Here is a 25072-nt window from a genome sequence, read left to right on the forward strand (position 1 = left end):
TGGAGCACAGACCGTCTGAACTGCAAGGATGTGGCTATGGACAAGCAGCAGGAATTCGTCCTCAGGACCCTTGAGGAGCGCGACATCCGGTTCGTACGGCTGTGGTTCACCGATGTCCTCGGATATCTGAAGTCCGTGGCGGTCGCCCCGGCCGAGCTGGAGCAGGCGTTTGACGAGGGCATCGGCTTCGACGGCTCCGCGATCGAGGGCTTCGCGCGGGTCTACGAATCGGACATGATCGCCAAGCCGGACCCGGGGACGTTCCAGATCCTGCCGTGGCGCGCGGAGGCGCCGGGCACGGCCCGGATGTTCTGCGACATCCTCATGCCGGACGGCTCGCCGTCCTTCGCGGACCCGCGCTTCGTACTCAAGCGCATCCTGGCCAAGACCTCGGACCTGGGCTTCACCTTCTACACGCACCCGGAGATCGAGTTCTACCTCCTGAAGGACAAGCCGGTCGACGGCACCCGGCCCACCCCGGCCGACAGCTCCGGCTACTTCGACCACACCCCGCAGAACGTCGGCATGGACTTCCGCCGCCAGGCGATCACGATGCTCGAATCCATGGGCATCTCGGTCGAGTTCAGCCACCACGAGGGCGCGCCGGGCCAGCAGGAGATCGACCTGCGGTACGCGGACGCGCTGTCGACGGCCGACAACATCATGACGTTCCGCCTGGTCATGAAGCAGGTGGCGCTGGAGCAGGGCGTGCAGGCGACGTTCATGCCGAAGCCGTTCTCGGAGTACCCCGGCTCGGGCATGCACACCCACCTCTCCCTCTTCGAGGGCGACCGCAACGCGTTCTACGAGTCCGGCGCGGAGTACCAGCTGTCCAAGGTCGGCCGCTCCTTCATCGCGGGCCTGCTGCGCCACGCCGCGGAGATCTCCGCCGTCACCAACCAGTGGGTCAACTCCTACAAGCGCATCTGGGGCGGCTCCTCCCGCGCCGCGGGCGCCGGCGGCGAGGCCCCCTCGTACATCTGCTGGGGCCACAACAACCGCTCCGCGCTGATCCGCGTCCCGATGTACAAGCCCGGCAAGACCGGCTCGGCCCGCGTCGAGGTCCGCTCCATCGACTCCGGAGCCAACCCGTACCTGACGTACGCGGTCCTCCTCGCCGCCGGCCTCAAGGGCATCGAGGAGGGCTACGAACTCCCGGCCGGCGCCGACGACGACGTCTGGGCCCTCTCCGACGCGGAACGCCGCGCGATGGGCATCGAACCGCTCCCGCAGAACCTGGGCGAGGCGATCTCCCTGATGGAGAAGAGCGAACTGGTCGCGGAAACGCTCGGCGAACACGTCTTCGACTTCTTCCTCCGCAACAAGAAGCGCGAGTGGGAGGAATACCGCAGCGAGGTCACGGCCTTCGAGCTGAAGGCGCTGCTGCCGGTGTTGTAGGCGCGGTGGCTTGAAGAGCGCGACGCGGGCGGGGCAGTGGCACAACCGAGGTGCCCCGCCCGCGTGTGGGGTCGCCGACCGTCGGAGGAGACGCATGTCGAGTTCGGATTTTCCGCCGGCGCGGGCGGCGGGGCGTGGGGCGGCCTGGTACCGAGGCGACTGTCACGTCCACTCCGTCCATTCGGACGGTGAGCTCACCCCGAAAGAGCTGGCCGCCCGGGCGCGCGCCATGAGGCTCGACTTCATCGCGACGACGGAGCACAACGCGGCTGCGAAGCCGGGCGCCTGGGGACATCTGGCCGACGACGACTTCTTGATCCTGCTGGGCGAGGAGGTCACCACGAAGACCGGGCACTGGCTCGCCCTGGGTCTCGCCCCGGGCGAGGTCGTCGACTGGAACCACCAGGCGGGCGACGGACTACTGGGCCCGTGCCTGGACCAGGTCCATCGAGCAGGGGGCGTATGCGTGGTCGCGCACCCGCATGCGCCGTACCCGTCGGGCGACTTCATGTTCCCGTTCCCCGGCTTCGACGTGGTGGAGGTCTGGAACGGCCTGTGGACGTCGGACCGCCCCTGGAACGCCGACAACGAGGCGGCCCTGGCCGAGTGGGCGCGGTCCCTGGCAGCGGATGTCCGTACGGGTTCGTGGCGACCGGCGATGGGCAACAGCGACACCCACCTGGAGGGGCAGATCGGCATCCCTCACACCGTGGTCCTCGCCGAGGAACTGAGCACGGCGGCCGTCCTGGCCGGAATCCGCGCGGGCCGCAGCTGGATAGCCGAATCGGCTGACGTGGAAGGGTCGTTCACCGCCCACGCCGATGACCGCGTCGCCGGACTGGGAGAACGCCTCGCGACTGGTGGCGGGCAGACGGAGGTCCGCGCGGCCGTACGAGGCGTCCCGGCGGGGACCGTCGGCTTCCACACCGACCGGGGCAAGGTCCACCAGGCATCGCTGCCCGGTGACGGCGCGGGAACGGTGCGGTGGACCACGACAGCGGAGCAGTCGGCATTCGTCCGCATCGAGGTCCGCCACCCCGACGGACACGTCGCCGCACTCACCAATCCGATCATCCTGGACTGACGAGGCGCCACATCACGAGGGTCATAGCCGGCGGGCCCCGTCCAAGTCGTAACGTGGCGCCGACGGAGCATGTGACCGGTACGCCGCTCCGTGGCGCTGCGAATGGCCTCGGGCAGGTCGATAGCTTTGACGTTGAGTGGGCGGCAGCAGGTCGCCCTCGTAGAAGTAGGCGTCGAGCAGCGGTTCCTTCACCAACAGGCTCCATGCGAACGGGACGCCGTACGCCACCGCCTGCGGGACGAGCGTCCGCAGGTCCGCCACCCGCAGCGGTATCCGTCGCAGTGCGTGCACCATCCGCACCAGGTGGGTCGCGTCGGCGGCTGGCTTGGGGCAGCGCGTCGGATGCAGCTCATCGAGCGCGCGGTCGAGGTGCAGCAGAAGGGCCATGGCATTCATCGTCGGTCTCGGCCCACGTATGCCGCCCGTCGTGGCCGGTGAACAGGCAACAGGCGTCGCCGTCCTGCCCAGGGCTGGTGGACGGGCAGTCGGGGAGGACGCTGAGCTCGACCCCGGCGTCCTGCCACCGGAGCCAGAGGGCGGTAGCTGTGCCGGCCTCGTCAAGGAGCGCGTAGTGCGGGCCCACGGTGTGGTGGGGGAGTTGGCACTGTGCGGCCGCGTCAACGCACCCTGAGGCTGCGGTATGACGCGCCTCGTCTGCGAGGGGCAGCGGCAGCCGACGCCAGAGCGTGCACCGCATCACGACACCGCCCTGCTGGATGCGAGCGAGTGCCGCTCCGTGCATCGCGGGCAGCCGCACGGCGGGTATCCGCCCAGGTCGGGGAGCGCCGGGGCATCCGGCGCCTGCACCACCGTGGTGGGGCCCCACGTCCGGCCCGAGTCGCGTGACACCCGCAGCGTCATACACCTAGCAGCAACCTTGAACGACGACATGAGCACCTCATGCGTAAGAGTCAATCTCATGCACTCATGTACATGAGTTACGTCGATGAGATTGCCCGACTTCTGTAGAGGAGTCAAGCGGCCGCCTTCGCGGCAACGCACCCTGGCGGGGGTCGGGCTGACGTCCCCTCAGTCCTCTGCGGCAAAGCGGTACTCCAGGACGAACTGGTCGGCGGCCATGATCGTGTCGCACACCTCCACGACCCGGCCGGACGTCGTTCCGGCATTGCGTACAAGGTGGATGACCGGGGACCCCGGGCTGAGTGACAGTGCGGATGCCTCGGGCTTGGTGGCGAGGCGGGCGCGGACTGTTTCGCTGAACTCCGCGAGGGTGTGGCCGTGCTCTTCGAGGCGTGCGTAGATCCCGCCCCCACCCGGGTTCTCGGCGAACAGCTCTGGGATGTCCCTCGCGATGTCCCAGGGCAGGTAGGAGGTGGCCTCCTCGGTCGCAACGCCCTCGCGGAAGTACCGGCGCTTGCGTGCGAGGACTTGGGACCCGATGCTCAGGCCCAGGCGTTCTGCGATCTCCTCCGGCGCCTCGGTCGGGCCGATGAAGAGCACGGTCACAGAGGGCTTGCCGCCGGACTGTTCCGCTTCCGCCAGGTAAGCGGCCTTGCCGGCCGTCCGGTGTATGCGGCGGAACCGGTCGGAGGACTTGCGCTGCACGGGCGGCCGGGAGCGGACGAACGAGCCGCGCCCGTGGTGGGTCTCGATCAGTTGCGTGGCCCGCAGTTCCGCGACCGCTTTGCGTACGGTTCCCGAGGCGACTCCGTAGCGCTCCATGAGGGTTGTTTCGCTCGGCACAGGGTCCCCGGCCGCCAGTATGCCGGACCGGATCTGTGCCGTGAGGTCGTCGGCGATCTGGAGGTACTTCGCTTTGGCCGAAGAGGTTACGTCGCTGCCCGTCATGGTCCTTCTGAGTCTCCTATTCTCATGTACATGAGTAACATCCGTCAGGAGAAGCCGTCAACGCCGCTTCACTCCGTGTCCGTGGCCGGAGTCGTCGTCCGGGAGGACGGGCGCGTACTCGCGATCAGGCGGGCCGACAACGGGACCTGGGAGCCTCCCGGGGGTGTGCTCGAACTGGCCGAGGCGCCGGAGGACGGCGTCTGGCGGGAGGTCTACGAGGAGACCGGTCTCAAGGTGCGGGTCGAGCGGCTGACCGGGGTGTACAAGAACACGTCGCGAGGCATCGTCGCCCTGGTCTTCCGCTGCCGGACCGAGGGAGGCTGCGAGCAACTGTCCGCCGAATCAACCGCAGTCGAGTGGCTGACCCCGGCCGAGGTCGGGGCACGGATGGCCGAGGTCTACGCGGTCCGCGTCGCCGATGCCCTGCTCGACGGTGCGCCGCAGGTACGCACGCACGACGGCAGGGCGTTTGCTCAGCGTGCCGAACACATCGCGAAGAAGGGGTAGTCATGTCGCAGACCGAAGGTGCGCGGTTGTTTCGGGAGAGTTGGATCGCCGGTGTGCGGCGGCACTTTCCCGGGGAGCCGAAGGCCGGGTACGTCACGCCGTGGGAGGAGACTCCGCAGTGGGAGCGGGAGGCGGCCGGGGCGGTGTGCGCGCAGGTGCGGCAGTTCGTTGAGGTGAGTGGCGGGCACGCGGCGCGGCTTTCGCGGGAGCAGAAGGGGCGGTTCGTCGCCCTGTGCTGGACGGCCCAGATGTACAAGCACTTCGAGGAGCCGAAGCCCGGATACGTCGCGGACTGGGATGACTTGCCGGAGTGGCAGCGGGAGACCGATGCCGACATCTTCGAGGCCATTGAGGCCGTGCGGTGAGTGCTGGATGCCTTCGAGCGCGTGAGGGAAAAGAGATGGAGGGGCGATCAGGGGACTGATAGCTTTTCGGTCGACCGTGACACCAGGCCAGGAGGTGAGACCCGTGAACGTTGTACGTACGTGGGTGCTCCCCCTCTCCGTTGCGGCCGGCGGCTGATCCAGGTCTCGCCGGGAGCGCCTTCCTCGCAGGCACTCTCGAAGGGCAACCGCCATGAACACTCTTCTCTTCACCGCCGAGTCCACCACTGACGGCATCGTCGAGCGCGACTTCACCGTCAACGGTGTCCCCGGGGTCCTCTGGTCCCCGCAGTCCGGCGCTGACCGCGCGCCGCTGGTCCTCCAGGCCCACGGGGGCGGGAGCCACAAGAAGCACCCGGCGATGTCGGGCCGGGCCAGGTACCTGGTGCACGGCTGCGGGTATCACGTGGCCGTTCTCGACGCGCCCGGGCACGGCGACCGGGAGCGCACCGAGCACGACGAGCGGGAGGTCGCCGCGCTGTTCGCGGCCAGGGCGGCAGGCGAGCCGGAGGGGCCGATCGTCGTCCGCTACAACGACTACCTGGCCGAGCTCGCCGTGCCCGAGTACCGCGCGCTGCTGGACGCCCTCCAGCAGCTTCCGGAGATCGGCCCGGACGGCCCGGTCGGCTTCTGGGGCATCAACATGGGCACCGCGATCGGCGTGCCGTTCGTGGCCGCCGAGCCCCGGATCACAGCCGCGGTCTTCGGCCAGCACTGGCCCGACGCGCTGGCCGGTCACGCGGAGCGGGTCACCGTCCCGGTCGAGTTCGACCTGCAGTGGGACGACGAGCACATCTCCCGCGAGGAGGGCCTCGCCCTTTTCGACGCCTTCGCCTCGACGGAGAAGTCCCTGCACGTGAACTCGGGGAAGCACAAGGAACTGCCCCGCTTCGAGGCGGAGAGCGCGGTCCGCTTCTTCGCCCGGCACCTCGGCTGACGCGCATCCAGGTGGTTCAGGAGTTCCGCTGACGCCTGGCGATGAAGCGGCCGATCTCTCCTGCGGCACCGCGGGGGAGATCGGCGTGCGCCGACTTCGGCAGGGCCGAGACGACTGCACGCAGCTCCTCCGCGAGCTCCGGCAGCAGGGTCCACACCGTCGCGGGCACGTTCACGGTGGCGAGCAGCAGGTCGCCCTCGTAGAAGGAGGCGTCGAGCAAGGGCTCCTCCACCAACAGGCGCACGGCGAGCGGGACGACGTAGGGCAACGCCACCCCCTGCGAGACGAGTGTCCGCAGGTCAGCCGCCCTCAGTTCGCGCAGCGGTACGCGTCGCAGCGCATGCACCGTCCGCACCAGGCGAGTCGCGTCGGCGGGCGGATCCGGCCAACGGGGCGGGTCCAGCTCATCGAGCGTGCGGTCGAGGTGCAGCAGAGGGTTCATGGCGTTCATTGTCGGCCTCGCCGTATGCGTGCGGGCCGGTGACGGGCAGTCGGGAAGTGCCGGGGAGCCGACGCCCGGGTACGTCGCGGACCGGGGCGCGCCTTGCCGGAGTGGCGGCGGGAGGCCGATGCTGACGTGTGCAGCGGAGTGGCCGGACCCGGGGGGATCGGATGAGTACACCGGAAGCGTGGGATCTCGGTGCGACCGTCGACGGGCGGTACCGGGTGCTCGGGGAGCTGGGGCGCGGCGGCATGGGGGTCGTCCACCGGGTCCGGCACCTTGCGTGGGGCATCGACATGGCGGTGAAGAGCCCGCGGCCGGAGGTAGTCCGGGATCAGGGGGACGAGGAGCTGTTCGTCCGGGAGGCCGAGACCTGGGTGTCCCTCGGACTGCACCCGAACGTCTGCGCCTGCCACTACGTGCGCCTGATCGACGGGGTGCCACGGGTGTTCGCGGAGTACGTCGACGGGGGCAGCCTCGCCGCATGGATACGCGACGGCCGCCTCTACGCGGGAGGCGCCGACGAGGCCCTCGGCCGGGTGCTCGACATCGCCGTCCAGATGGCGCGGGGCCTCGACCACGCCCACCGCGCGGGTCTGGTCCACCAGGACGTGAAGCCGGCCAACGTCCTCCTCGACCGGACCGGCACCGCGAAGATCACCGATTTCGGTCTCGCCCGTTCCAAGCACGCCGTGCCCACGGGAGGCAGACCCGTGCTCGGCTGGGAGCCCGAGGGCAGCGTCCTGGTCCCGACCGGCGGGATGACCCTCGCGTACGCCTCCCCGGAACAGCTCTCCGGGCGGGCGGTGGGGCGGCGCAGCGATGTCCACAGCTTCGGGGTCTCGATCCTGGAGATGGTCACCGGCGGTGTGCGCTGGCAGTTCGGCTCGATCGCGGGCTTCGCCCTGGACGACTTCCTGACCGATGCCTCGAATCGCGTCGCCGCTCCGCCGGAACTCGCCCATCTCCTCCGGCACTGCCTGCGCCCGCACGCCTCGGGGCGGCCGCCGTCCATGGCGGACATCGCGGACGTGCTCAGCGACATCTACGAGTCGTGGACCGGCTCCCCGTACCCGCGTGCCCTGCCCGAGGCGGCGGAGCTGCGGGCCGACGAGCTGAACAACCGCGCGCTGTCACTGCTCGACCTGGGCCGCGAGGACGAGGCGGCCGAGGCGTTCGTGGCCGCCCTGGACGCCGACCCCCGGCATGTGCCCGCCCTCTACAACGACGAGCTGCTGCGCTGGCGGCGCGGCCGGCGCACCGACGAGGGCGTGCTCACCCGCATCGAACGCGTCCGGCAGGACGCCGAAGACCCGGCGGAGGCCCGCCGTCTCCTCGCCCAGGTCCAGCTGGAGCGCGGCGCCCTCCCCGAGGCCCGCGCGCTGCTGGAGGACCTGGTCCGGGAGCGGCCGGACGACCGGGAGGCCGCGTCCGCGCTCGACGCCGCCCGGTCCGGAGCCGTCGCGCACGCCGGACCGGGCGAGGTCCGGCACCTGCCTGTGCCGGTCCGCCTGCTGGACACACTCGCGGGCCTGCCCCCGAAGAGCTGGCGGCAGGAATCCCTGCCCACGGCACTCGCCCATGACGCCCGGCTCGCCCTCACCGGCTGCCCGGACGGTGCGCTGCGCCTCTGGGACGTACGGAACGAACGGTGCGTGAAGACGCTCAGGGGACACCGCCGCGAGGTGGAGGCCGTCGACCTCACCCCGGACGGCCGGCACGCCCTGTCGCAGGGCGCCGACGGGGCGGTCCGCTACTGGAACCTGTCCAAGGGCTTCCTGGCCCGCCCGGTCATCGGCACCCCGCTGCACCGGGGCGAGCCGAGGCCCCTGGACACGGCGCGGCCCCCACGGGTGCCGCGGGACCCCGAGCGGCACTCCGTCCGCCTCACCCCGGACGGACGCACCGCCGTCGCCGTGGACCGGCACGGCACGGTCCGGGTGTGGGAGACGCGCGGCGGCGGGTTGCGGGCGACCCTTCCCGGCCATCTGGAGGGCGTGGGAGTGGTGGTGACGCCGGACGGGAACCGGGTGATCGTCACTCCCCGGGAGAGGGACGCCTTCTCCGTACCCGAGGAGCGGAGAGACTTCGCCGCCCTCGTCCGGGACGTGCCCTCGGGAAGGCGACTGCACGCGCTGACCGGGCACGGAGTCATGCCGGGTGTGCTGTGTGTGTCGGCCGACGGCCGGCGGGCGGTGACGAGCACCTTCGACACGCTGATGCTGTGGGACCTGGACACCGGACGCCGTCTGCGGACGTTCACCGGCGCTCCGGGGACCACCGTCGCCGTCCTCTCGCCGGACGGCCGGCTCCTGGCCTCGTCCGGACACGCGTACACCGGTGTCCGGCTGTGGGAGACGGAGACGGGCCGCTGTCTGCGTACCTATCGGGGATACGAACGCGAGGTCGGCACGGTCGCCTTCACCGACGGCGGCCGGACCCTGGTGTCCGCCTCGGCCGACCGGACGGTCCGCGCCTGGTCGCTGCCGGGCGGCTACGTCAGCCCGCCCCGCTTGAGCGAGCCGCGCCGGCCCGTGGAGGTGAGCCGGCTCGGGACCCGGGCGGACACCCTGCTGACGGATGCCGAGGAGGCGCGGATGGCCGGCCGCTACCACCTCGCCCTCGCCCATCTCGAAGCGGTGCGGGCGACGACGGGGTACGAGCGGGCGCCCCGGGTGATGGCCGCCTGGGGGGAACTCGCCCGGCACACCCGCCGCACCCGCCTGCGGGCGGCCTGGCCCGTAAGGGAGTTCACCCATCCCGGCGCGAAGAGCGGGTCCGTGGCCCTGTCCGCCGACGGGCGGCTGGCCGCCACGGGCAGCTGGGACGAGACGGCTCGGCTGTGGGACGTCGAAACCGGTTCTCTGATACGGGAGTTCACCGGCCACACGCGACATGTGCTCGACGTTCGCCTCAGCGAGGACCGCAGTCGGCTGCTGACCGCCGACAGCGCGGGGACGGTGCGCCTGTGGCGGACGGAGACGGGGGAGTGCCTGCGCACGCTGACGTTCGGCGAGCGCGTTCCGTCCGGCGAGGAACGGCCCGTCTCCGTCTGCTTTCTGCCCGGCGGCCACCGCACGCTCGTCGGCACGCGGGACGCCGTGCTGTGGTGGAATCCGCACGACGACCGGATCGAGCGGACGACGGAGACACCGGGAGACCGGCGCGGGCGGAAGATCGTCGCCGCCGCGCCCGACGGCCGCACCCTCGCGGTCGCCGGCCGCGCCGGGGTCGACCTGCTCGCCGCGGACGGCACGGTCCTGCACAGAGTGACCGATCCACGGGCCCAGCGGTCCGTCCAGCACTGGCAGCCGGCTCAACTGTGCTTCACGGAAGGGGGGCGGCGCCTGCTCGTCGCAGGGGGCATGGGCGTGGATGTCGACACCGTGCGGGTCTGGGACGTCGACACCGGAACGGCGGTCCGGGAGTTCGGCGGGCCCAACGCCTGCCGGCGCCTCGCCGTCACCGACGACGGCGACTTCGCCCTCTCCGGCGGCTTCGCCTCGCAGGCGCTGGCCTGGGACGTGCGGACCGGCCGCCGGCTGCGGGCCTTGGACGCCCACGCCGGGACCTCGACCGTGGCGGATCTGGCGATGACCCCGGACGCCCGGCTCGCGGTGGTCCGCAGCATGGACGGTGTCCTGCGGGTGTGGCAGCTGGACTGGGAGCTGGAGGTCCCGGACGCCCCGGCCGACACTCCTCCCGGCCGGTAAGGTCCCGCCCATGACCGGCCGACGAGCGACAACCACCCTGTGGCGGCCCACAGGCCCCGAGGAACTGGACCTGGTACGCGACCTGAACTGGCGTGCCTGGCCCCCTCGTCTCCCCGAGCAGCCGATCTTCTACCCGGTCCTCAACGAGGACTACGCGATCCGGATCGCGAGGGACTGGAACGTCAAGCACAGCGGCGTCGGATACGTGACCCGCTTCGAGGTCGACACGGAGTTCCTGAGCCGGTACCCGGTGCAGCGGGCCGGTGGCCGGACGATCCTCGAACTGTGGGTCCCAGCGGAGGAGTTGGAAGAGTTCAACGCGCACATCGTGGGTGAGATCCAGGTGACCCACGAGTTCCGCTGAGGGCGCTCCTGCCCGACAATGGGCGGAACCAGGGGGAACGGGGGAGGTACACCATGTATGCGGTTCTCATTGTGTTCGGGCTGCTCCTGAGCGCCATCGTGTTTCTGATCGTGAAGGTGCACCTGCGGCACCGGCGGCGTACGCACACCTTCGAGGGCCAGGAGATCGAGCGGCACCACAGCGCGGAGATACGCAACATCCGCGCCGCCCACACCTCGGTGGCCGTCCACAACAGCTTCGTCAACGGGGGCAACGACTACCGGCCCAGGCAGGGCCGAAACCTGAGGTAGTCTTTCGCATTCCCGCACAGGGACATGACCAAGGAGGTGGGACCCATTACCGCTGTATCGACCCGGGTGCTCCCCTCCCGTGAACGCGTGGCCGACCGGACTTAGGGCCTGCCGCGGAGCACCCCTCGGCGTTCCTCCGAAAGGCTCCGCACCATGCCCGTTCCGCTGTCACCGTCCGACCTCTCCTCACTCACCGCCACCCTCCGCGCCGCCGGATGCGTCTTCGCCGAGGACGAGGCCGGGCTCATCGCCGCCACCGCCGCCGATCCCGCCGAAGTCGCCGCCATGGCCGCACGGCGCGCCGCCGGGCACCCCCTGGAACACGTCCTCGGCTGGGCCGAGTTCGCCGGGCTGCGGATCACCGTCGATCCCGGCGTCTTCGTCCCCCGCCGCCGCACCGAGTTCCTGATCGACCGGGCCGTCGCCCTGGCCCCGGACCCGGCCGTCGTGGTCGACCTGTGCTGCGGCTCCGGCGCGCTCGGCGCCGCGCTCGCCGCCGCCCTGGACCGGGTCGAGCTCCACGCCGCCGACGTCGAGCCCGCCGCCGTACGCTGCGCCCGGCGCAACATCGGGGACCGGGGGCGTGTCCACGAGGGCGACCTCTTCGCGCCCCTGCCCGGCGCCCTGCGCGGGCGCGTCGACGTACTCCTCGCCAACGTGCCGTACGTACCGACCGGCGACGTCGCCCTCCTCCCCGCCGAGGCCCGCGTCCACGAACCGCTCGTCGCGCTCGACGGCGGCGGCGACGGCCTCGACGTCCTGCGCCGGGTCGCCGCGGAGGCGCCCCGCTGGCTCGCCCCGGGCGGCAGCCTCCTGGTCGAGACCAGCGAGCGGCAGGCGGACACCGCCGCGGGGGTCCTGGCGGACAGCGGGCTCGTGACGCGCGTCGACTCCTGTGAGGAGCGGTACGCGACCGTCGTGACGGCGTCGCGGCCGTGACGCCGGGGGCCGTACCCCGGCCGCTTCCCGCGCCCCGCGCCCGTACCGCCTAAACTCCGAAGGCTGGGAGCTGATCGGGCGGCGAGCGGGAGAGCGTGGGATGACCATGGTGCCGGGGCGCAGAAGCAGTACGTTCACCCGACTGCTGCGGCACGGTTTCACCGACCCGTCCGCCGCCGAGCGGCTGCTCGACCTGCCGGACTTCTCGTCCGTACGCACCGACTCGGTGCTCCTCGACGCGCTCGGGGCCACCGCCGACCCCGACCTCGCGCTGCGCGGCCTCGTCCGGCTGGTCGAGGCGGAGGAGGCGGGGGAGCGGCAGATCCTGCTGGACACCCTCGTCACGGCCAAGCCCCTGCGGGACCGGCTGCTCGGGGTGCTCGGCGCGTCCGAGGCGCTCGGCGACCACCTGGGCAGGCACCCGCGCGACTGGCAGGCCCTCGTCACGTACGAGGCCGCCGACCTGCACCCCGGGATCGCCGAGTTCGAGCAGGAGCTCGCCGGGGCGGCCGGGCCGGACGCCCTGCGCGTCGGCTACCGGCGCTGCCTGCTGTCCATCGCCGCCCGGGACGTCTGCGGCACCACCGACGTCGCCGAGACCGCCGCCGAGCTGGCCGACCTCGCCACCGCGACCCTGCGCGCCGGCCTCCGTATCGCCTCGGCCGCCGCCCCCGGCGACGCCGCGCAGTGCAGGCTCGCGGTCATCGCGATGGGCAAGTGCGGCGGCCACGAGCTGAACTACGTGTCCGACGTGGACGTCATCTTCGTCGCCGAGCCCGCCGACGGCGCCGAGGAGAACAAGGCCATGCAGGCCGCGACCCGGCTCGCCTCGCACCTCATGCGGATCTGCTCCGACACCACCGTCGAGGGGACCATCTGGCCCGTCGACGCCAACCTCCGCCCGGAGGGCCGCAACGGCCCCCTCGTCCGCACGCTCTCCTCGCACCTCGCGTACTACCAGCGCTGGGCCAAGACCTGGGAGTTCCAGGCACTGCTGAAGGCCCGGCCCGTGGCCGGGGACCGGGCGCTCGGCGAGGAGTACGTCGAGGCCGTCTCGCCGCTCGTCTGGCAGGTCGCGGACCGGGAGAACTTCGTCCCCGACGTCCAGAAGATGCGCCGCCGCGTCGTGGACACCATCCCCGTCGACCGCGTCGACCGGGAGCTGAAGCTCGGCCCCGGCGGGCTGCGGGACGTCGAGTTCGCCGTCCAGCTCCTCCAGCTCGTGCACGGCCGCAGCGACCCCGCCCTGCGCAGCGGATCGACCCTGGAGGCGCTGGGGGCGCTCGCCGAGGGCGGTTACGTGGGGCGCGTCGACGCCGTACAGCTGGACGACGCCTACCGCTTCCTGCGCGCCATGGAACACCGCATCCAGCTCTACCGGCTGCGCCGCACCCACCTCGTCCCCGACGAGGAGCCCGACCTGCGGCGCCTCGGCCGCTCCCTCGGGCTGCGCACCGACCCCATCGCCGAGCTGAACCAGGCGTGGCGGCGGCACGCGTCCGTGGTGCGGCGGCTGCACGAGAAGCTGTTCTACCGGCCGCTGCTCGACGCCGTCGCGCAGCTCGCGCCCGGCGAGTCCCGGCTCAGCACCAAGGCCGCCACCGCGCGGCTCGTCGCCCTCGGTTACGAGGACCCGGCCGCCGCCCTCCGCCACCTGGAGGCGCTGTCGTCCGGGGTCTCCCGCAAGGCCGCCATCCAGCGCACCCTGCTGCCCGTGCTCCTCGGCTGGTTCGCGGACTCCGCCGACCCGGACGCCGGGCTCCTCGGCTTCCGCAAGGTGTCCGACGCGCTCGGCAAGACCCCCTGGTATCTGCGGCTCCTGCGCGACGAGGGGGCCGCCGCCGAGAACCTCGCCCGGGTCCTGTCGGCCGGACGGCTCGCCCCGGACCTGCTGCTGCGCGCCCCCGAGGCCGTCTCCATCCTCGGCGACCCGCACGGCCTCGCCCCGCGCAGCCGGGAGCACCTGGAGCAGGAGGTGCTGGCCGCCGTCGGCCGCGCGGACGACGCGGAGACGGCCGTCGCGGTGGTGCGCGGGGTGCGCAGGCGCGAGCTCTTCCGCACCACGGCCGCCGACCTCATCGGCTCGTACGGTACGGAGGACAGCCCCGCCGAGCCCGACCCCGGGGCCCTCGTGGACCGGGTCGGCAGCGCCGTCACGGACCTGAACGCCGTCACCATCGCCGGTGCGCTGCGCGCCGCCGTCCGCGCGGAGTGGGGCGACATCCTGCCGACCCGGTTCGCCGTCATCGGCATGGGGCGGTTCGGCGGGCACGAGCTGGGATACGGCTCCGACGCGGACGTCCTCTTCGTCCATGAGCCGCGCGCGGGTGTGGACGAGCAGGAGGCGGGCCGGGCGGCGAACCGCGTCGTCGCCGAGGTGCGGCGCCTCCTCCAGCTGCCCACCGCGGACCCGCCGCTCCTCATCGACCCGGACCTGCGCCCCGAGGGCAAGAACGGGCCCCTCGTGCGCACCCTGAAGTCGTACGACGCGTACTACCGGCGCTGGTCCCTGGGCTGGGAGAGCCAGGCCCTGCTGCGCGCCGAGCCGATGGCCGGGGACCTGGACCTGGGCGCGGAGTTCGTGAAGCTGATCGACCGCCTGCGGTATCCGGCGGACGGGCTCGGCGACGACGCGGTCCGCGAGATCCGGCGGCTCAAGGCCCGGATGGAGTCGGAGCGGCTGCCGCGCGGGGCGGACCCGACGCTGCATACGAAGCTGGGGCGCGGCGGGCTGAGCGACGTCGAGTGGACGGTCCAGCTGATGCAGATGCGCCACGGCCACGAGGTCCCCGGCCTGCGCACCACCCGCACCCGCGCCGCGCTGGCCGCGGCGCGCGCGGCGGACCTGATCTCCGAGGAGGACGCCCAGACCCTGGACGAGGCGTGGGTCCTCGCGACCCGGGTCCGCAACGCGGTGATGCTCGTACGGGGCCGCCCCGGCGACACCTTCCCCTCGGTCCCGCGCGAGCTCACCGCGGTGGGGCGGTACCTGGGGTACGAGGAGGGGCACGTCGGGGACATGCTGGACGACTACCGTCGGGTGACGCGGCGGGCGCGGGGGGTTGTCGAGGAGCGGTTCTACGGGGGCTGAGCGGGGCCCTCCGGGGGTCTCGTGGGGCGCCGCTCACACCCCGCTCCTCAATCGCCGGAGGGGCTTGATGTGGCCGCTGCCCGGCCCGGGGTCAGCGGCGGGTCGCCGCAGGCTCGCGGTGGGGCTGCGCCCCCAGCGCGCTGAGGCGAGGGCGGTCCGACTTGCGCGGGATGCACCTGGGCAGCCGGTGCGGTAGCGACCCGTACCACGCGTACGACACCGCGTAACCGAACGCCAGGCACGCCACACCCCCCACCGCGTCCAGCCAGAAGTGGTTCGCCGTGGAGACGATCACCATCAGGGTGACCGTGGGGTACAGCAGGCCCAGGATGCGGGCCCAGGGGGCCGAGGCCAGGGCGAAGACGGTGAGGCCGCACCAGAGGGACCAGCCGATGTGCATCGACGGCATCGCCGCGTACTGGTTCGACATGTTCTTGAAGTTGCCCGACGCCATCGAACCCCAGGTCTGGTGGACCAGGACCGTGTCGATGAAGTGGCTGCCGTTCATCAGGCGGGGCGGGGCCAACGGGTACAGGTAGTAGCCGAGCAGCGCGACCGCCGTGGTCGCGAACAGGGCCAGCCTGGCTGCCGCGTAACGGCCCGGATGCCGGCGGAACAACCATACGAGCACACTGATCGTGACGATGAAGTGCAGCGTCGCGTAGTAGTAGTTCATCGAGACGATGAGCCATGTCACCGAGTTGACCGCGTGGTTGACGGACTGCTCGACCGCGATGCCGAGGAAGCGTTCGACCGACCACAGCCAGTCCGCGTTGGCGAGCGCGGCGGCCTTCTGCTCCGGGACCGCGTTGCGCACCAGCGAGTACACCCAGTAACTCATCGCGACGAGCAGGATTTCGAACCAGAGCCGGGGCCGCCGGGGCGACCGTGGGGAACGCAGCCGGGACGCGACGTGATCGAGTGGTCTGTCGAGCGCTCTGCCGAGCCCGTGTGTGCGACCGGACTGCTTCGTGTTCGCCTCGGGAGCCGCCTCGTTCACGATGGGTGACGGGGTGGCCTCCGTGCGGCCTTCCTGTCGTTTCACGCTCAATTCACCCATAGGCACAGAGTCTGCCAGATTTGCCTTCTCTGCCCGATGATCCTCCGGCGGAGCGCGAGTTGCACGTCCGGCGCGGAGTGCCCAGGTGTGCGCGACGGGCTGGTTACGCCCCCGCGTGCGATCCTGGAAGAGCCGCCGGGGCAGGGGCGGCCGTGTCCTGGCCGGGGCCCGCCGCGGTGGAGCCGCGTACGACCAGCTCCGGCATGAAGACGAACTCGCTGTGCGGGGCGGGCGTGCCGCCGATCTCCTCCAGGAGCGTGCGCACCGCGGCCTGGCCCATCGCCGTCACCGGCTGGCGGATCGTGGTCAGCGGCGGATCGGTGAACGCTATGAGCGGCGAGTCGTCATAGCCCACGACCGACAGCTCGCGCGGGACCTCGCGGGAGAGCCGGCGGGCGGCCCTGATCGCGCCGAGCGCCATCATGTCGCTCGCGCACACCACCGCCGTGCAGCCCCGCTCCATCAGCGCGGACGCGGCGGCCTGGCCGCCCTCCAGCGTGTAGAGGGAGTGCTGGATCAGCTCCTCGACCCCGTCCGCCGTCAGGTTCAACTGCTCGCGCATCGTGGCGTGGAAGCCCTCGATCTTGCGGAGCACCGGCACGAAGCGCTTCGGGCCGACCGCGAGCCCGATCCGGGTGTGGCCGAGCGACACCAGATGCGTCACCGCCAGCCGCATCGCTGCCCGGTCGTCCGGCGAGATGAAAGGTGCCTGCACCTTGGGCGAGAAGCCGTTGACCAGGACGAAGGGGACGCCCTGGGCGCGCAGTTGCTCGTAGCGCCCCATGTCGGCGGAGGTGTCGGCGTGCAGCCCGGAGACGAAGATGATCCCGGAGACGCCCCGGTCGACCAGCATCTCGGTCAGCTCGTCCTCGGTGGAGCCGCCCGGGGTCTGGGTCGCGAGGACCGGGGTGTAGCCCTGCCGGGTCAGCGCCTGCCCGATGACCTGGGCGAGAGCCGGGAAGATCGGGTTCTCCAGCTCGGGCGTGATCAGGCCGACGAGCCCCGCGCTGCGCCTGCGCAGCCGTACGGGCCGTTCGTAGCCGAGTACGTCGAGCGCCGCGAGGACGGATTCGCGGGTGGCAGCGGCTACCCCGGGCTTGCCGTTCAGTACACGGCTGACCGTCGCTTCGCTGACCCCCGCCTGAATTGCGATATCGGCAAGCCGTGCGGTCATGGCATTGGACTGTACCGGGAGCGGGTCGGATTGCCCACCATGCACAGGAATCGGGCGGGACCGGCCGTCCCGGGGCGCCGGGAGCGGCGCCCCGCCACTCCCGGCGGCAACATCTTGCAAGGTCTTGCGATCCTGGTTTGCCGGCTGCGGTCAGATCGTCGCACTGCGGAATCGGGGCTGGTAGGCCCGCTGTGGCAGGGATCGGGGAGTTTCGTCAAGTGGCTTGACGGCAACCTTGAGGACACGCCAATGTAACGATCGCCGGGGCTTGCAGAAATCTTCCGCAAGGTCTTTCGGTCGTCTTTCATCCTTGTTACGTTCACGTCGACCCGGCGCCGCGACGGAGCGGTACGGCAGTTGAAGGAGTTCAGATGCGACGTGGCATAACGGCCACCGCCCTGGTCGCGGCCCTGGCGCTCGCGGCGACCGCCTGCGGCAGCGACGACAAGTCCGACGGCGGTTCCAAGAGCTCGGGCGAGCTCTCCGGCACCGTGACGTGGTGGGACACCTCCACCGCGGGCAGCGAGGACAAGGTCTTCAAGAAGATCGCCGAGGGCTTCGAGAAGCTGCACCCGAAGGTCGACGTCAAGTACGTCAACGTGCCCTTCGGTGACGCGCAGAACAAGTTCAAGAACGCGGCGCAGGCCGGCTCCGGCGCCCCCGACGTGATCCGCTCCGAGGTCGCCTGGACCCCCGAGTTCGCGGACCTCGGCTACCTGGCCCCGCTGGACGGCACTCCCGCCCTGCAGAAGCAGGACGACTTCCTGAAGCAGGCCGCCGCGTCCACCAAGTACAACGGCAAGACGTACGCGGTGCCGCAGGTGATCGACTCCATGGGCATCTTCTACAACAAGAAGATGTTCAAGGCGGCCGGCGTCGAGGTCCCCACCACCATCGACGAGCTGAAGACCGTCTCCAAGAAGATCAAGGCGAAGACCGGCAAGACCGGCTTCTACCTGCGCGGCGACGACGCCTACTGGTTCCTGTCCTTCCTGTACGGCGAGGGCGGCGACATGGTCAACGCCGCCGACAAGGCCGTCACCATCGACGACGCCGCCGGGGTCAAGGCCATGAAGGTCGTCAAGGACCTGGTCGACTCGGGTGCCGCCAAGACGGACGCCACGGACGGCTGGGAGAACATGCAGGCGTCGTTCAAGAACGGCGACGTCGCGATGATGATCAACGGCCCCTGGGCCGTCGCCGACACCTACACCGGCAAGGAGTTCAAGGACAAGGCCAACCTGGGCGTCGCCCCGGTCCCGTCCGGCTCCGCCGCGCAGGGCGCCCCGCAGGGCGGTCACAACCTGGCCGTCTACGCCGGTTCCAAGAACCTGGACGCCTCCTACGCCTTCGTCGACTACATGACCTCCGTCAAGACGCAGGCCCAGGTCACCAAGGAGCTGAACCTCCTGCCGACCCGTACCTCCGCCTACGCCGAGGAGCCGGTCGTCAACAACGAGATCGTCGGCTTCTTCAAGCCGGTGGTCGAGAGCGCCGTCGAGCGCCCGTGGATCCCGGAGACCGGCAGCCTCTTCGCGCCGCTCGTCACCGAGTACACCAAGGTCCTCACCGGTCAGACGACCCCGGAGAAGGCGGTCAAGACGACCGGTGACTCCTACCGCAAGCTCCTCAAGGGCTGGAAGTAACTCAGGAAGGCAGGCCGGCTGATGGCTGTCCACACCAGCCAGTCGGTGGTGAAGGCCGCGGGCGACGACGTCGCCCGCGGCCGGAGCCGCGGAACTGGTAACCCCCCGCCGCCGGGACGGATACGGCGGGCCCTGTCGACGCACTGGTACGCCTGGACGATGGTGGCCCCGGTCGTCGTCGTGATCGGCGTGATCATCGGTTACCCCCTGGTCCGCGGCATCTACCTGTCGCTGACCGACGCCAACGAGCGCAACGTCGCGCGGTCCATCGGTGTCAACCACCTGCCCGCCACGTACAAGTTCGTCGGCCTGGACAACTACACCGACGCGCTCACCGGCGACCAGTTCCTCGGCACGCTCGGGTGGACCCTGGTGTGGACGGTCTCCTGCGTGGCCATCACCTTCGGCCTCGGCATGGCCCTGGCGAACATCCTCAACCGGAGGATCGCCGGCCGCTCCGCCTACCGGATGGCGCTCATCCTGCCCTGGGCCATCCCCGGCTTCGTCTCCGTCTTCGCCTGGCGCTTCCTCTACAACCAGGACCGCGGGCTGCTCAACAAGGTCCTCGCCGGCGGCGGCATCGACGGCATCGACTGGCTGGGCGACCCGACCATCGCCAAGGTCTCCGTCATCGTCGTCAACGTGTGGCTCGGCGTGCCGTTCATGATGGTCGCCCTGCTCGGCGGCCTCCAGTCCATCCCCAGCGAGCAGTACGAGGCCGCGGAGATGGACGGCGCCACCGCCTGGCAGCGCTTCCGCCACGTCACGCTGCCCGGACTGCGGCCGGTCTCCACGACCGTCATCCTGCTCTCCACCATCTGGACCTTCAACATGTTCCCGGTGATCTTCCTGCTCACCCGCGGCGGACCCGGCGAAGCCACCCAGATCCTGGTCACCCAGGCGTACAAGTTCTCCTTCGAGATCAGCCCGCGCGACTTCGCGCAGTCCTCCACGTGGGGCGTGCTGATCCTCGTACTCCTGCTGATCTTCGCCGCGGTCTACCGGCGAGTCCTGCGCACCCAGGGAGACGACTGGTGACCACCGCACCCACCCCCACCGCGCGGCACTCCGCACAGCGCCCGGCCAAGGTCCGGCGGCGCGGCGAACGCTCGCCGCTGGCCTCCACCGCACTGCACCTGACGCTGATCGGCGCGTCCGTGATCGCCGTCTTCCCCGTGCTGTGGGTCCTGCTCACCTCGTTGAAGCCCGCCGAACTGGCCACCACCACGGACTTCTTCAAGGAAACGACGTTCGAGAACTACACGAACCTCATCCAGGACACGAAGTTCCTGACCTGGTTCGGCAACTCGCTGATCGTCGCCGGCCTCACGACGCTCATCGGCGTCATCGTCTCGGCCTCCACCGGCTACGCCGTCAGCCGCTTCCGGTTCCCCGGCAAGCGCGGGCTGATGTGGACGCTGCTGATCACCCAGATGTTCCCGGTCGCCGTCCTCATCGTGCCGATCTACAACATCATGGCCGGCATGGGGCTGCTCAATAAGCCCGCCGGTCTCGTCATCACGTACCTCACCATCTCGGTGCCGTTCTGTGCCTGGATGATGAAGGGCTTCTTCGACACCATCCCGCGCGAGATCGACGAGTCCGGGCAGGTCGACGGACTCACCCCGTTCGGCACGTTCTGGCGGCTCATCCTGCCGCTGGCCAAGCCGGGCCTCGCGGTCACCGCGTTCTACTCCTTCATCACCGCCTGGGGCGAGGTGGCGTACGCCTCCGCCTTCATGGTCGGCGAGGACAACCTCACCCTCGCGGGCGGCCTCCAGCTGTTCGTCAACCAGTACGGCGCCCAGTGGGGCCCGATGACCGCCGCGTCCGTACTGATCGCGATACCCGCGGCCCTGGTGTTCCTGTTCGCCCAGAAGCACCTGGTCACCGGCATGTCCGCCGGAGCCGTCAAGGGCTGAGCACGCCCGTACGACCCGCCCCACCCGCACCAGTCACGGTGGCGCCGGAATCCCGACCCGGTCCCGGCGCCACCCCCCACCCAGACACCTCAGGGACGACATGACCCAGCACCTCGCTGCCCCCTCCACCGGCACGTCCGACGACGCCGCCGGCCACCGCACCGGCTGGTGGCAGGACGCGGTGATCTACCAGGTCTATCCGCGCAGCTTCGCCGACGGCAACGGTGACGGCATGGGCGATCTCGCAGGCGTACGCGGCAGACTCCCGTACCTGAGGGAGCTCGGCGTCGACGCGGTCTGGCTCAGCCCCTTCTACGCGTCCCCGCAGGCCGACGCCGGGTACGACGTCGCCGACTACCGGGCCATCGACCCGATGTTCGGCAGCCTGCTGGACGCCGACGCGCTCATCCGCGACGCCCACGACCTGGGCCTGCGGATCATCGTCGACCTGGTGCCCAACCACTCCTCCGACCAGCACGAGTGGTTCAAGCGCGCGCTCACCGAGGGCCCCGGCTCCGCCCTGCGCGACCGCTACCATTTCCGCCCCGGCAAGGGCACCGACGGCGAACTCCCGCCCAACGACTGGGAGTCCATCTTCGGCGGCCCCGCCTGGACCCGCACGGCCAACCCGGACGGCACCCCCGGCGAGTGGTACCTCCACCTCTTCGCGCCCGAGCAGCCCGACTTCAACTGGGAGCACCCGGCCGTCGCCGACGAGTTCCGCTCGATCCTGCGCTTCTGGCTCGACATGGGCGTCGACGGCTTCCGCGTGGACGTCGCGCACGGCCTGGTCAAGGCCGAGGGGCTGCCGGACCTGGGCACCCACGACCAGCTGAAGCTGCTCGGAAACGATGTCATGCCGTTCTTCGACCAGGACGGGGTGCACGAGATCTACCGCAGCTGGCGCACCATCCTGGACGAGTACCCCGATACGATGGGGCCCGCAGGGCCTTCCTCAGAAGGGCGGGGGCGGGCGACGGGTGGGCGGATCGCGGTCGCCGAGGCGTGGACCCCCACCGTCGAGCGCACCGCCAACTACGTGCGCCCCGACGAGATGCACCAGGCGTTCAACTTCCAGTACCTGGCCACCGCCTGGGACGCCGCCGCGCTCCGCGAGGTCATCGACACCTCGCTCGACGCGATGCGGCCCGTCGGCGCCCCCACCACCTGGGTGCTCTCCAACCACGACGTCACCCGGCACGCCACCCGGTTCGCCAACCCCGCGGGCCTCGGCACCCAGATCCGCACTCCCGGCGACCGCGAGCTCGGCCTGCGCCGGGCCCGCGCGGCGAGCCTCCTGATGCTGGCGCTGCCCGGCTCCGCCTACGTCTACCAGGGCGAGGAGCTCGGCCTGCCCGACGTCACCGACCTGCCCGACGAGGCCCGCCAGGACCCCTCGTTCTTCCGGGCCGACGGCCAGGACGGCTTCCGCGACGGCTGCCGCGTCCCGATCCCGTGGACCCGCGAGGGCTCCTCGTACGGCTTCGGCGCGGGCGGCAGCTGGCTCCCGCAGCCCACCGGCTGGGGCGAGCTGAGCGTCGAGGCGCAGACCGGCGCGACCGGCTCCACCCTGGAGCTGTACCGGGCCGCCATCGCCGCCCGCCGGGCGCACCCCGGGCTCGGCGCGGGCACCGAGGTGCGCTGGCTGGACGCCCCGGAGGGGCTGCTCGCCTTCGCCCGCCCCGGGTTCGTCTGCACCGTCAACACCACGGGCACCCCGGTCCGCATCCCCGTACCGGGCGCGGCCCTGATGTCCAGCGCGCCGGTCCGGGCCGACGGCGACACGGTCGAGCTGCCCGCCGACACCACGGTGTGGTGGACGGTGTGACGACCGTCCCCCTGCCGCGGGGCCCCGGCGCGGGCGGTGCGCTGCGGCTGTCGGACATCGCCGGCCAGGCGTCCGTCAGCGAGGCGACCGTCAGCCGGGTGCTCAACGGCAAGCCGGGCGTCGCGGACACCACGCGTCAGCGGGTGCTCGCGGCGCTCGACATCCTGGGCTACGAACGGCCCGTGCGGCTGCGGCAGCGCAGCGCCGGGCTGATCGGCCTGGTCACCCCCGAGCTGACCAACCCGATCTTCCCGGCGTTCGCCCAGTCCGTGGAGCAGGTGCTCGCCGGGCACGGCTACACGCCGGTGCTCTGCACCCAGCTGCCCGGCGGCGCCACCGAGGACGAGCTGGTCGAACAGCTGGTCGAGCGCGGTGTCGGCGGCATCGTCTTCCTGTCCGGGCTGCACGCCGACACCTCGGCCGACCCGGCGCGCTATGCCGCGCTGACCGAGCGCGGGGTGCCGTTCGTCCTGATCAACGGGTACAACGAGCGGATCAGCGCCCCGTTCGTCTCGCCCGACGACACCGCGGCGGTGCGGATGGCCGTGAGCCATCTCGCCGAACTCGGCCACCGCCGGGTGGGCCTGGCCATAGGGCCGCAGCGCTATGTGCCCTCGCGCCGGAAGCGGGACGGCTTCGTGGACGCCGCGGTCTCCGTGCTCGGCCTGGACCGCGCGGACGCCGAACTCCTCGTCTGCTCGACGCTGTTCAGCGTCGAGGGCGGACAGGTCGCGGCGGGCGCGCTGCTCGACCGGGGGTGCACCGGGATCGTCTGCGGCAGCGACCTGATGGCGCTGGGCGTCGTCCGCGCGGCCCGGGACCGCGGGCTCGACGTGCCGCGGGACGTGTCCGTGGTGGGCTTCGACGACTCGCAGCTCATCGCGTTCACCGACCCGCCGCTGACCACGGTCCGCCAGCCGGTCCAGGCGATGGCGGCGGCCGCGGTGGGCGCGCTGCTCGAAGAGATCGGCGGCAGCCCCGTACAGCGTACGGAGTACGTGTTCCAGCCGGAGCTGGTGGTCCGGGGCTCGACGGCGGCGCTGCGCAGCGCCTGAGCGGGCACCCGCACACGAAGGGAGCCGGGTCCGGAGGGGGGGACCCGGCCCTCGACGGCCGGGGTCAGTCCTCGCCGTCGCCGTCCTTGAAGAGGCGTACGGTGCCGAGGATCTGGCGGATCGTGGCGTCGGAGACCTCATCCGGGACGCCGTGCGCGCCGACGTAGGTCCACGAGACGAACTTGCCCGCCGCGTTCTTGAAGGCGAACGTCACCGCCTTGCCGTCGGTGTCGCACTTGCCCTTCTTCGGCGACCCGGACGACGTGACCGTGACGAGGCTGCCCTCGACGCCGCTCTTCGTACGGAAGGACTCGGGCTCACCGACCGTCAGGCGCGAGCGGTCGGGCTGGGTGTAGAGGCCGTAGACCCAGGTCTTGGCGGTGTCCTCGGCGGCCTCGGCCGCGCTCGTGGAGCCCTGTTCCCCGGTGGTGCCGACCGAGGCGAGCGAGGACTCCTCGGGGGTGCCGTCCTTGTCGTCGTCGGACGTGCACCACTTCTCCTTGAGGACCGCCGGGGCCATCATCGCGACCAGCGGCTTCTCCTTGGGGTCGTCGTTCTCGGTCACGTAGCTCACCCAGTCCGCGGACTGGCGCTTCCACGAGGCGGGCACGTCGAAGGTGATGCCGCGCTTGGCGTTGACCACCGTGTTCCAGCCGGCGACGAGCGGGTCCGAGCCGCCGCCTCCGGCGTCCCGGTCCGTCTTGTCGGTGCTCGCGGACGCACTCGCGGTGGGCGTCGGCCGCGGACCGGCCTCGTCGTTCCCGTCGTCGCGGAGGGCCAGGTAGCCCACGGCCGCGCAGGCCACGACGACCGCGGCCGAGGCGGCCACCACGGCGACCGTGGTCCGGTTGCGGCGGGGGCCGGGCGGCTCGGGGGCGCTCATGCCCATCGTGGGCGCGGCGTGCCAGTCGGGGGTGCCGTGGCCGGGCTGCGCCGAGGGCGAACCGGGCTGCGCGCCCGGCGTGTTGGGCTGATCGGTGTGCGACTGCTCTCCTGGCCACATGGGGCGAGCCTAGTCGCGGCCCGGACACGCCTCAGGGGCGGGCTGACACAGGAGAGGCACCGGAAGTCGGCCCGGTCGGGCCGGCGGGGAGTGTGACTCCCGGCGCCCCTCTTGTTCTTCGACCGGCCCGGCCGCCCGGGCGCGTGGGGCCCGGGGTAACGGGGCCCCCGGCCGACCGGACCGGAGTCGGGAGAAACGTAACAGGGCTGCAATGTCTTGCGTAAGACCTTGCAGGAAGAAATCCGCGGTATTCCGTGGATGTGAGCGGGCGGTGTCCAAAGGGTTGACCGGGACCTGCCGGGCTCGTACGGTCTCGCTGCGGCAAGGTTTGCATTCTTGCAGCAAGAACATTCAGGAGCCTTGAGGGCAGGGCGCGTTGCCGTAAGGGCTGAACCGTCACCCGCAGTTTCCCCCACAGCAGGAGGAA

Annotated in this window: 21 protein-coding genes; 15 read left to right on the forward strand and 6 right to left on the reverse strand. The window is 71.2% G+C overall.

The window, feature by feature from the left end; translation table 11 throughout:
- Window positions 1-36: 36 nt before the first annotated feature.
- Together glnA and OG867_RS23670 are read left to right on the forward strand one after the other, a co-directional pair.
- Window positions 37-1398, forward strand: a complete 1362-nt coding sequence (glnA, locus tag OG867_RS23665; protein ID WP_328899896.1) for a type I glutamate--ammonia ligase — start codon at window positions 37-39, stop codon at window positions 1396-1398.
- Window positions 1399-1492: 94 nt separating this feature from the next.
- Window positions 1493-2482, forward strand: a complete 990-nt coding sequence (locus OG867_RS23670) for a CehA/McbA family metallohydrolase (RefSeq protein WP_406288226.1) — start codon at window positions 1493-1495, stop codon at window positions 2480-2482.
- Window positions 2483-2503: 21 nt separating this feature from the next.
- Here the strand turns inward: OG867_RS23670 and OG867_RS23675 are convergent, their stop codons facing one another.
- Both OG867_RS23675 and OG867_RS23680 read right to left on the reverse strand, forming a co-directional pair.
- Window positions 2504-2869: a contact-dependent growth inhibition system immunity protein gene (locus OG867_RS23675; RefSeq protein ID WP_406288228.1), complete on the reverse strand. Its 366-nt coding sequence runs from the start codon at window positions 2867-2869 to the stop codon at window positions 2504-2506.
- 642 nt (window positions 2870-3511) lie between these two features.
- Window positions 3512-4291 (reverse strand): GntR family transcriptional regulator, encoded by a 780-nt coding sequence (locus OG867_RS23680; RefSeq protein ID WP_406288230.1) that lies wholly within the window; start codon window positions 4289-4291, stop codon window positions 3512-3514.
- Between the two features lie 18 nt (window positions 4292-4309).
- On the opposite strand from OG867_RS23680, the gene OG867_RS23685 reads away from it, so the two are divergent.
- The 3 genes from OG867_RS23685 (at window position 4310) to OG867_RS23695 (ending at window position 6118) form a co-directional block, all read left to right on the forward strand.
- Window positions 4310-4798 carry an NUDIX domain-containing protein gene (locus OG867_RS23685; protein WP_406291142.1) on the forward strand — a complete coding sequence of 163 codons (489 nt, stop codon included), beginning with the start codon at window positions 4310-4312 and terminating at the stop codon, window positions 4796-4798.
- 2 nt (window positions 4799-4800) lie between these two features.
- Complete coding sequence (locus OG867_RS23690; RefSeq protein ID WP_406288232.1) at window positions 4801-5163, forward strand: hypothetical protein; 363 nt, start codon at window positions 4801-4803, stop codon at window positions 5161-5163.
- A 211-nt stretch (window positions 5164-5374) separates the two neighbouring features.
- Complete coding sequence (locus OG867_RS23695) at window positions 5375-6118, forward strand: alpha/beta hydrolase (protein WP_406288234.1); 744 nt, start codon at window positions 5375-5377, stop codon at window positions 6116-6118.
- A gap of 16 nt (window positions 6119-6134) precedes the next feature.
- On the opposite strand, the gene OG867_RS23700 is transcribed toward OG867_RS23695, so the two are convergent.
- Window positions 6135-6560 (reverse strand): contact-dependent growth inhibition system immunity protein, encoded by a 426-nt coding sequence (locus OG867_RS23700; protein WP_406288236.1) that lies wholly within the window; start codon window positions 6558-6560, stop codon window positions 6135-6137.
- Between the two features lie 170 nt (window positions 6561-6730).
- Here OG867_RS23700 and OG867_RS23705 point away from each other — a divergent pair, with 170 nt between their 5' ends.
- The 5 genes from OG867_RS23705 (at window position 6731) to OG867_RS23725 (ending at window position 14957) form a co-directional block, all read left to right on the forward strand.
- Window positions 6731-10273: a protein kinase domain-containing protein gene (locus tag OG867_RS23705; RefSeq protein WP_406288238.1), complete on the forward strand. Its 3543-nt coding sequence runs from the start codon at window positions 6731-6733 to the stop codon at window positions 10271-10273.
- A 10-nt stretch (window positions 10274-10283) separates the two neighbouring features.
- Entirely contained in the window at window positions 10284-10637 is a 354-nt protein-coding gene (locus tag OG867_RS23710; protein WP_406288240.1) for a hypothetical protein, read from the forward strand.
- 53 nt (window positions 10638-10690) lie between these two features.
- On the forward strand, window positions 10691-10927 hold the full coding sequence (locus tag OG867_RS23715; RefSeq protein WP_406288242.1) for a hypothetical protein: 237 nt from the start codon (window positions 10691-10693) through the stop codon (window positions 10925-10927).
- 153 nt (window positions 10928-11080) lie between these two features.
- Window positions 11081-11866, forward strand: a complete 786-nt coding sequence (locus OG867_RS23720) for a putative protein N(5)-glutamine methyltransferase (protein ID WP_406288244.1) — start codon at window positions 11081-11083, stop codon at window positions 11864-11866.
- 100 nt (window positions 11867-11966) lie between these two features.
- A complete protein-coding gene (locus OG867_RS23725) occupies window positions 11967-14957 on the forward strand; it encodes a bifunctional [glutamine synthetase] adenylyltransferase/[glutamine synthetase]-adenylyl-L-tyrosine phosphorylase (protein ID WP_406288247.1) in 2991 nt (996 codons plus the stop codon).
- A gap of 91 nt (window positions 14958-15048) precedes the next feature.
- Here OG867_RS23725 and OG867_RS23730 read toward each other — a convergent pair whose 3' ends face one another.
- Both OG867_RS23730 and OG867_RS23735 read right to left on the reverse strand, forming a co-directional pair.
- Entirely contained in the window at window positions 15049-15957 is a 909-nt protein-coding gene (locus OG867_RS23730; protein ID WP_406291144.1) for a phosphatase PAP2 family protein, read from the reverse strand.
- Between the two features lie 163 nt (window positions 15958-16120).
- Window positions 16121-17191, reverse strand: a complete 1071-nt coding sequence (locus OG867_RS23735) for a LacI family DNA-binding transcriptional regulator (RefSeq protein WP_406288250.1) — start codon at window positions 17189-17191, stop codon at window positions 16121-16123.
- Between the two features lie 371 nt (window positions 17192-17562).
- Here OG867_RS23735 and OG867_RS23740 point away from each other — a divergent pair, with 371 nt between their 5' ends.
- From OG867_RS23740 to OG867_RS23760, 5 genes are all read left to right on the forward strand, one after another.
- On the forward strand, window positions 17563-18837 hold the full coding sequence (locus OG867_RS23740; RefSeq protein ID WP_328899882.1) for an extracellular solute-binding protein: 1275 nt from the start codon (window positions 17563-17565) through the stop codon (window positions 18835-18837).
- A 21-nt stretch (window positions 18838-18858) separates the two neighbouring features.
- Complete coding sequence (locus tag OG867_RS23745) at window positions 18859-19875, forward strand: sugar ABC transporter permease (RefSeq protein ID WP_328899881.1); 1017 nt, start codon at window positions 18859-18861, stop codon at window positions 19873-19875.
- Complete coding sequence (locus tag OG867_RS23750) at window positions 19869-20759, forward strand: sugar ABC transporter permease (RefSeq protein ID WP_406291146.1); 891 nt, start codon at window positions 19869-19871, stop codon at window positions 20757-20759. Before OG867_RS23745 ends, OG867_RS23750 begins: the two co-directional genes overlap by 7 nt.
- 100 nt (window positions 20760-20859) lie before the next feature.
- A complete protein-coding gene (locus OG867_RS23755; RefSeq protein ID WP_328899879.1) occupies window positions 20860-22587 on the forward strand; it encodes a glycoside hydrolase family 13 protein in 1728 nt (575 codons plus the stop codon).
- On the forward strand, window positions 22572-23642 hold the full coding sequence (locus tag OG867_RS23760; RefSeq protein ID WP_020207440.1) for a LacI family DNA-binding transcriptional regulator: 1071 nt from the start codon (window positions 22572-22574) through the stop codon (window positions 23640-23642). The genes OG867_RS23755 and OG867_RS23760 overlap by 16 nt, the downstream gene beginning before the upstream one ends.
- Window positions 23643-23706: 64 nt before the next feature.
- On the opposite strand, the gene OG867_RS23765 is transcribed toward OG867_RS23760, so the two are convergent.
- Entirely contained in the window at window positions 23707-24531 is an 825-nt protein-coding gene (locus tag OG867_RS23765) for a hypothetical protein (protein WP_406291148.1), read from the reverse strand.
- Window positions 24532-25072: the final 541 nt, after the last annotated feature.

Origin of the sequence: Streptomyces sp. NBC_00209 (assembly GCF_045206345.1) — a bacterium.
In the GTDB taxonomy this organism is placed as follows: Bacteria; Actinomycetota; Actinomycetes; order Streptomycetales; family Streptomycetaceae; genus Streptomyces.

Bases quoted from the DNA above. Each gene is read 5' to 3' on its own strand.
- OG867_RS23675 (WP_406288228.1), bottom strand. From the start codon at position 2,869: ATGGCCCTTCTGCTGCACCTCGACCGCGCGCTCGATGAGCTGCATCCG.
- OG867_RS23740 (WP_328899882.1), top strand. From the start codon at position 17,563: ATGCGACGTGGCATAACGGCCACCGCCCTGGTCGCGGCCCTGGCGCTC.
- OG867_RS23765 (WP_406291148.1), bottom strand. From the start codon at position 24,531: ATGGGCATGAGCGCCCCCGAGCCGCCCGGCCCCCGCCGCAACCGGACC.
- OG867_RS23705 (WP_406288238.1), top strand. From the start codon at position 6,731: ATGAGTACACCGGAAGCGTGGGATCTCGGTGCGACCGTCGACGGGCGG.
- OG867_RS23695 (WP_406288234.1), top strand. From the start codon at position 5,375: ATGAACACTCTTCTCTTCACCGCCGAGTCCACCACTGACGGCATCGTC.
- OG867_RS23715 (WP_406288242.1), top strand. From the start codon at position 10,691: ATGTATGCGGTTCTCATTGTGTTCGGGCTGCTCCTGAGCGCCATCGTG.
- OG867_RS23690 (WP_406288232.1), top strand. From the start codon at position 4,801: ATGTCGCAGACCGAAGGTGCGCGGTTGTTTCGGGAGAGTTGGATCGCC.
- glnA (WP_328899896.1), top strand. From the start codon at position 37: ATGGACAAGCAGCAGGAATTCGTCCTCAGGACCCTTGAGGAGCGCGAC.
- OG867_RS23720 (WP_406288244.1), top strand. From the start codon at position 11,081: ATGCCCGTTCCGCTGTCACCGTCCGACCTCTCCTCACTCACCGCCACC.
- OG867_RS23680 (WP_406288230.1), bottom strand. From the start codon at position 4,291: ATGACGGGCAGCGACGTAACCTCTTCGGCCAAAGCGAAGTACCTCCAG.
- OG867_RS23735 (WP_406288250.1), bottom strand. From the start codon at position 17,191: ATGACCGCACGGCTTGCCGATATCGCAATTCAGGCGGGGGTCAGCGAA.
- OG867_RS23755 (WP_328899879.1), top strand. From the start codon at position 20,860: ATGACCCAGCACCTCGCTGCCCCCTCCACCGGCACGTCCGACGACGCC.
- OG867_RS23710 (WP_406288240.1), top strand. From the start codon at position 10,284: ATGACCGGCCGACGAGCGACAACCACCCTGTGGCGGCCCACAGGCCCC.
- OG867_RS23745 (WP_328899881.1), top strand. From the start codon at position 18,859: ATGGCTGTCCACACCAGCCAGTCGGTGGTGAAGGCCGCGGGCGACGAC.
- OG867_RS23670 (WP_406288226.1), top strand. From the start codon at position 1,493: ATGTCGAGTTCGGATTTTCCGCCGGCGCGGGCGGCGGGGCGTGGGGCG.
- OG867_RS23725 (WP_406288247.1), top strand. From the start codon at position 11,967: ATGACCATGGTGCCGGGGCGCAGAAGCAGTACGTTCACCCGACTGCTG.
- OG867_RS23700 (WP_406288236.1), bottom strand. From the start codon at position 6,560: ATGAACCCTCTGCTGCACCTCGACCGCACGCTCGATGAGCTGGACCCG.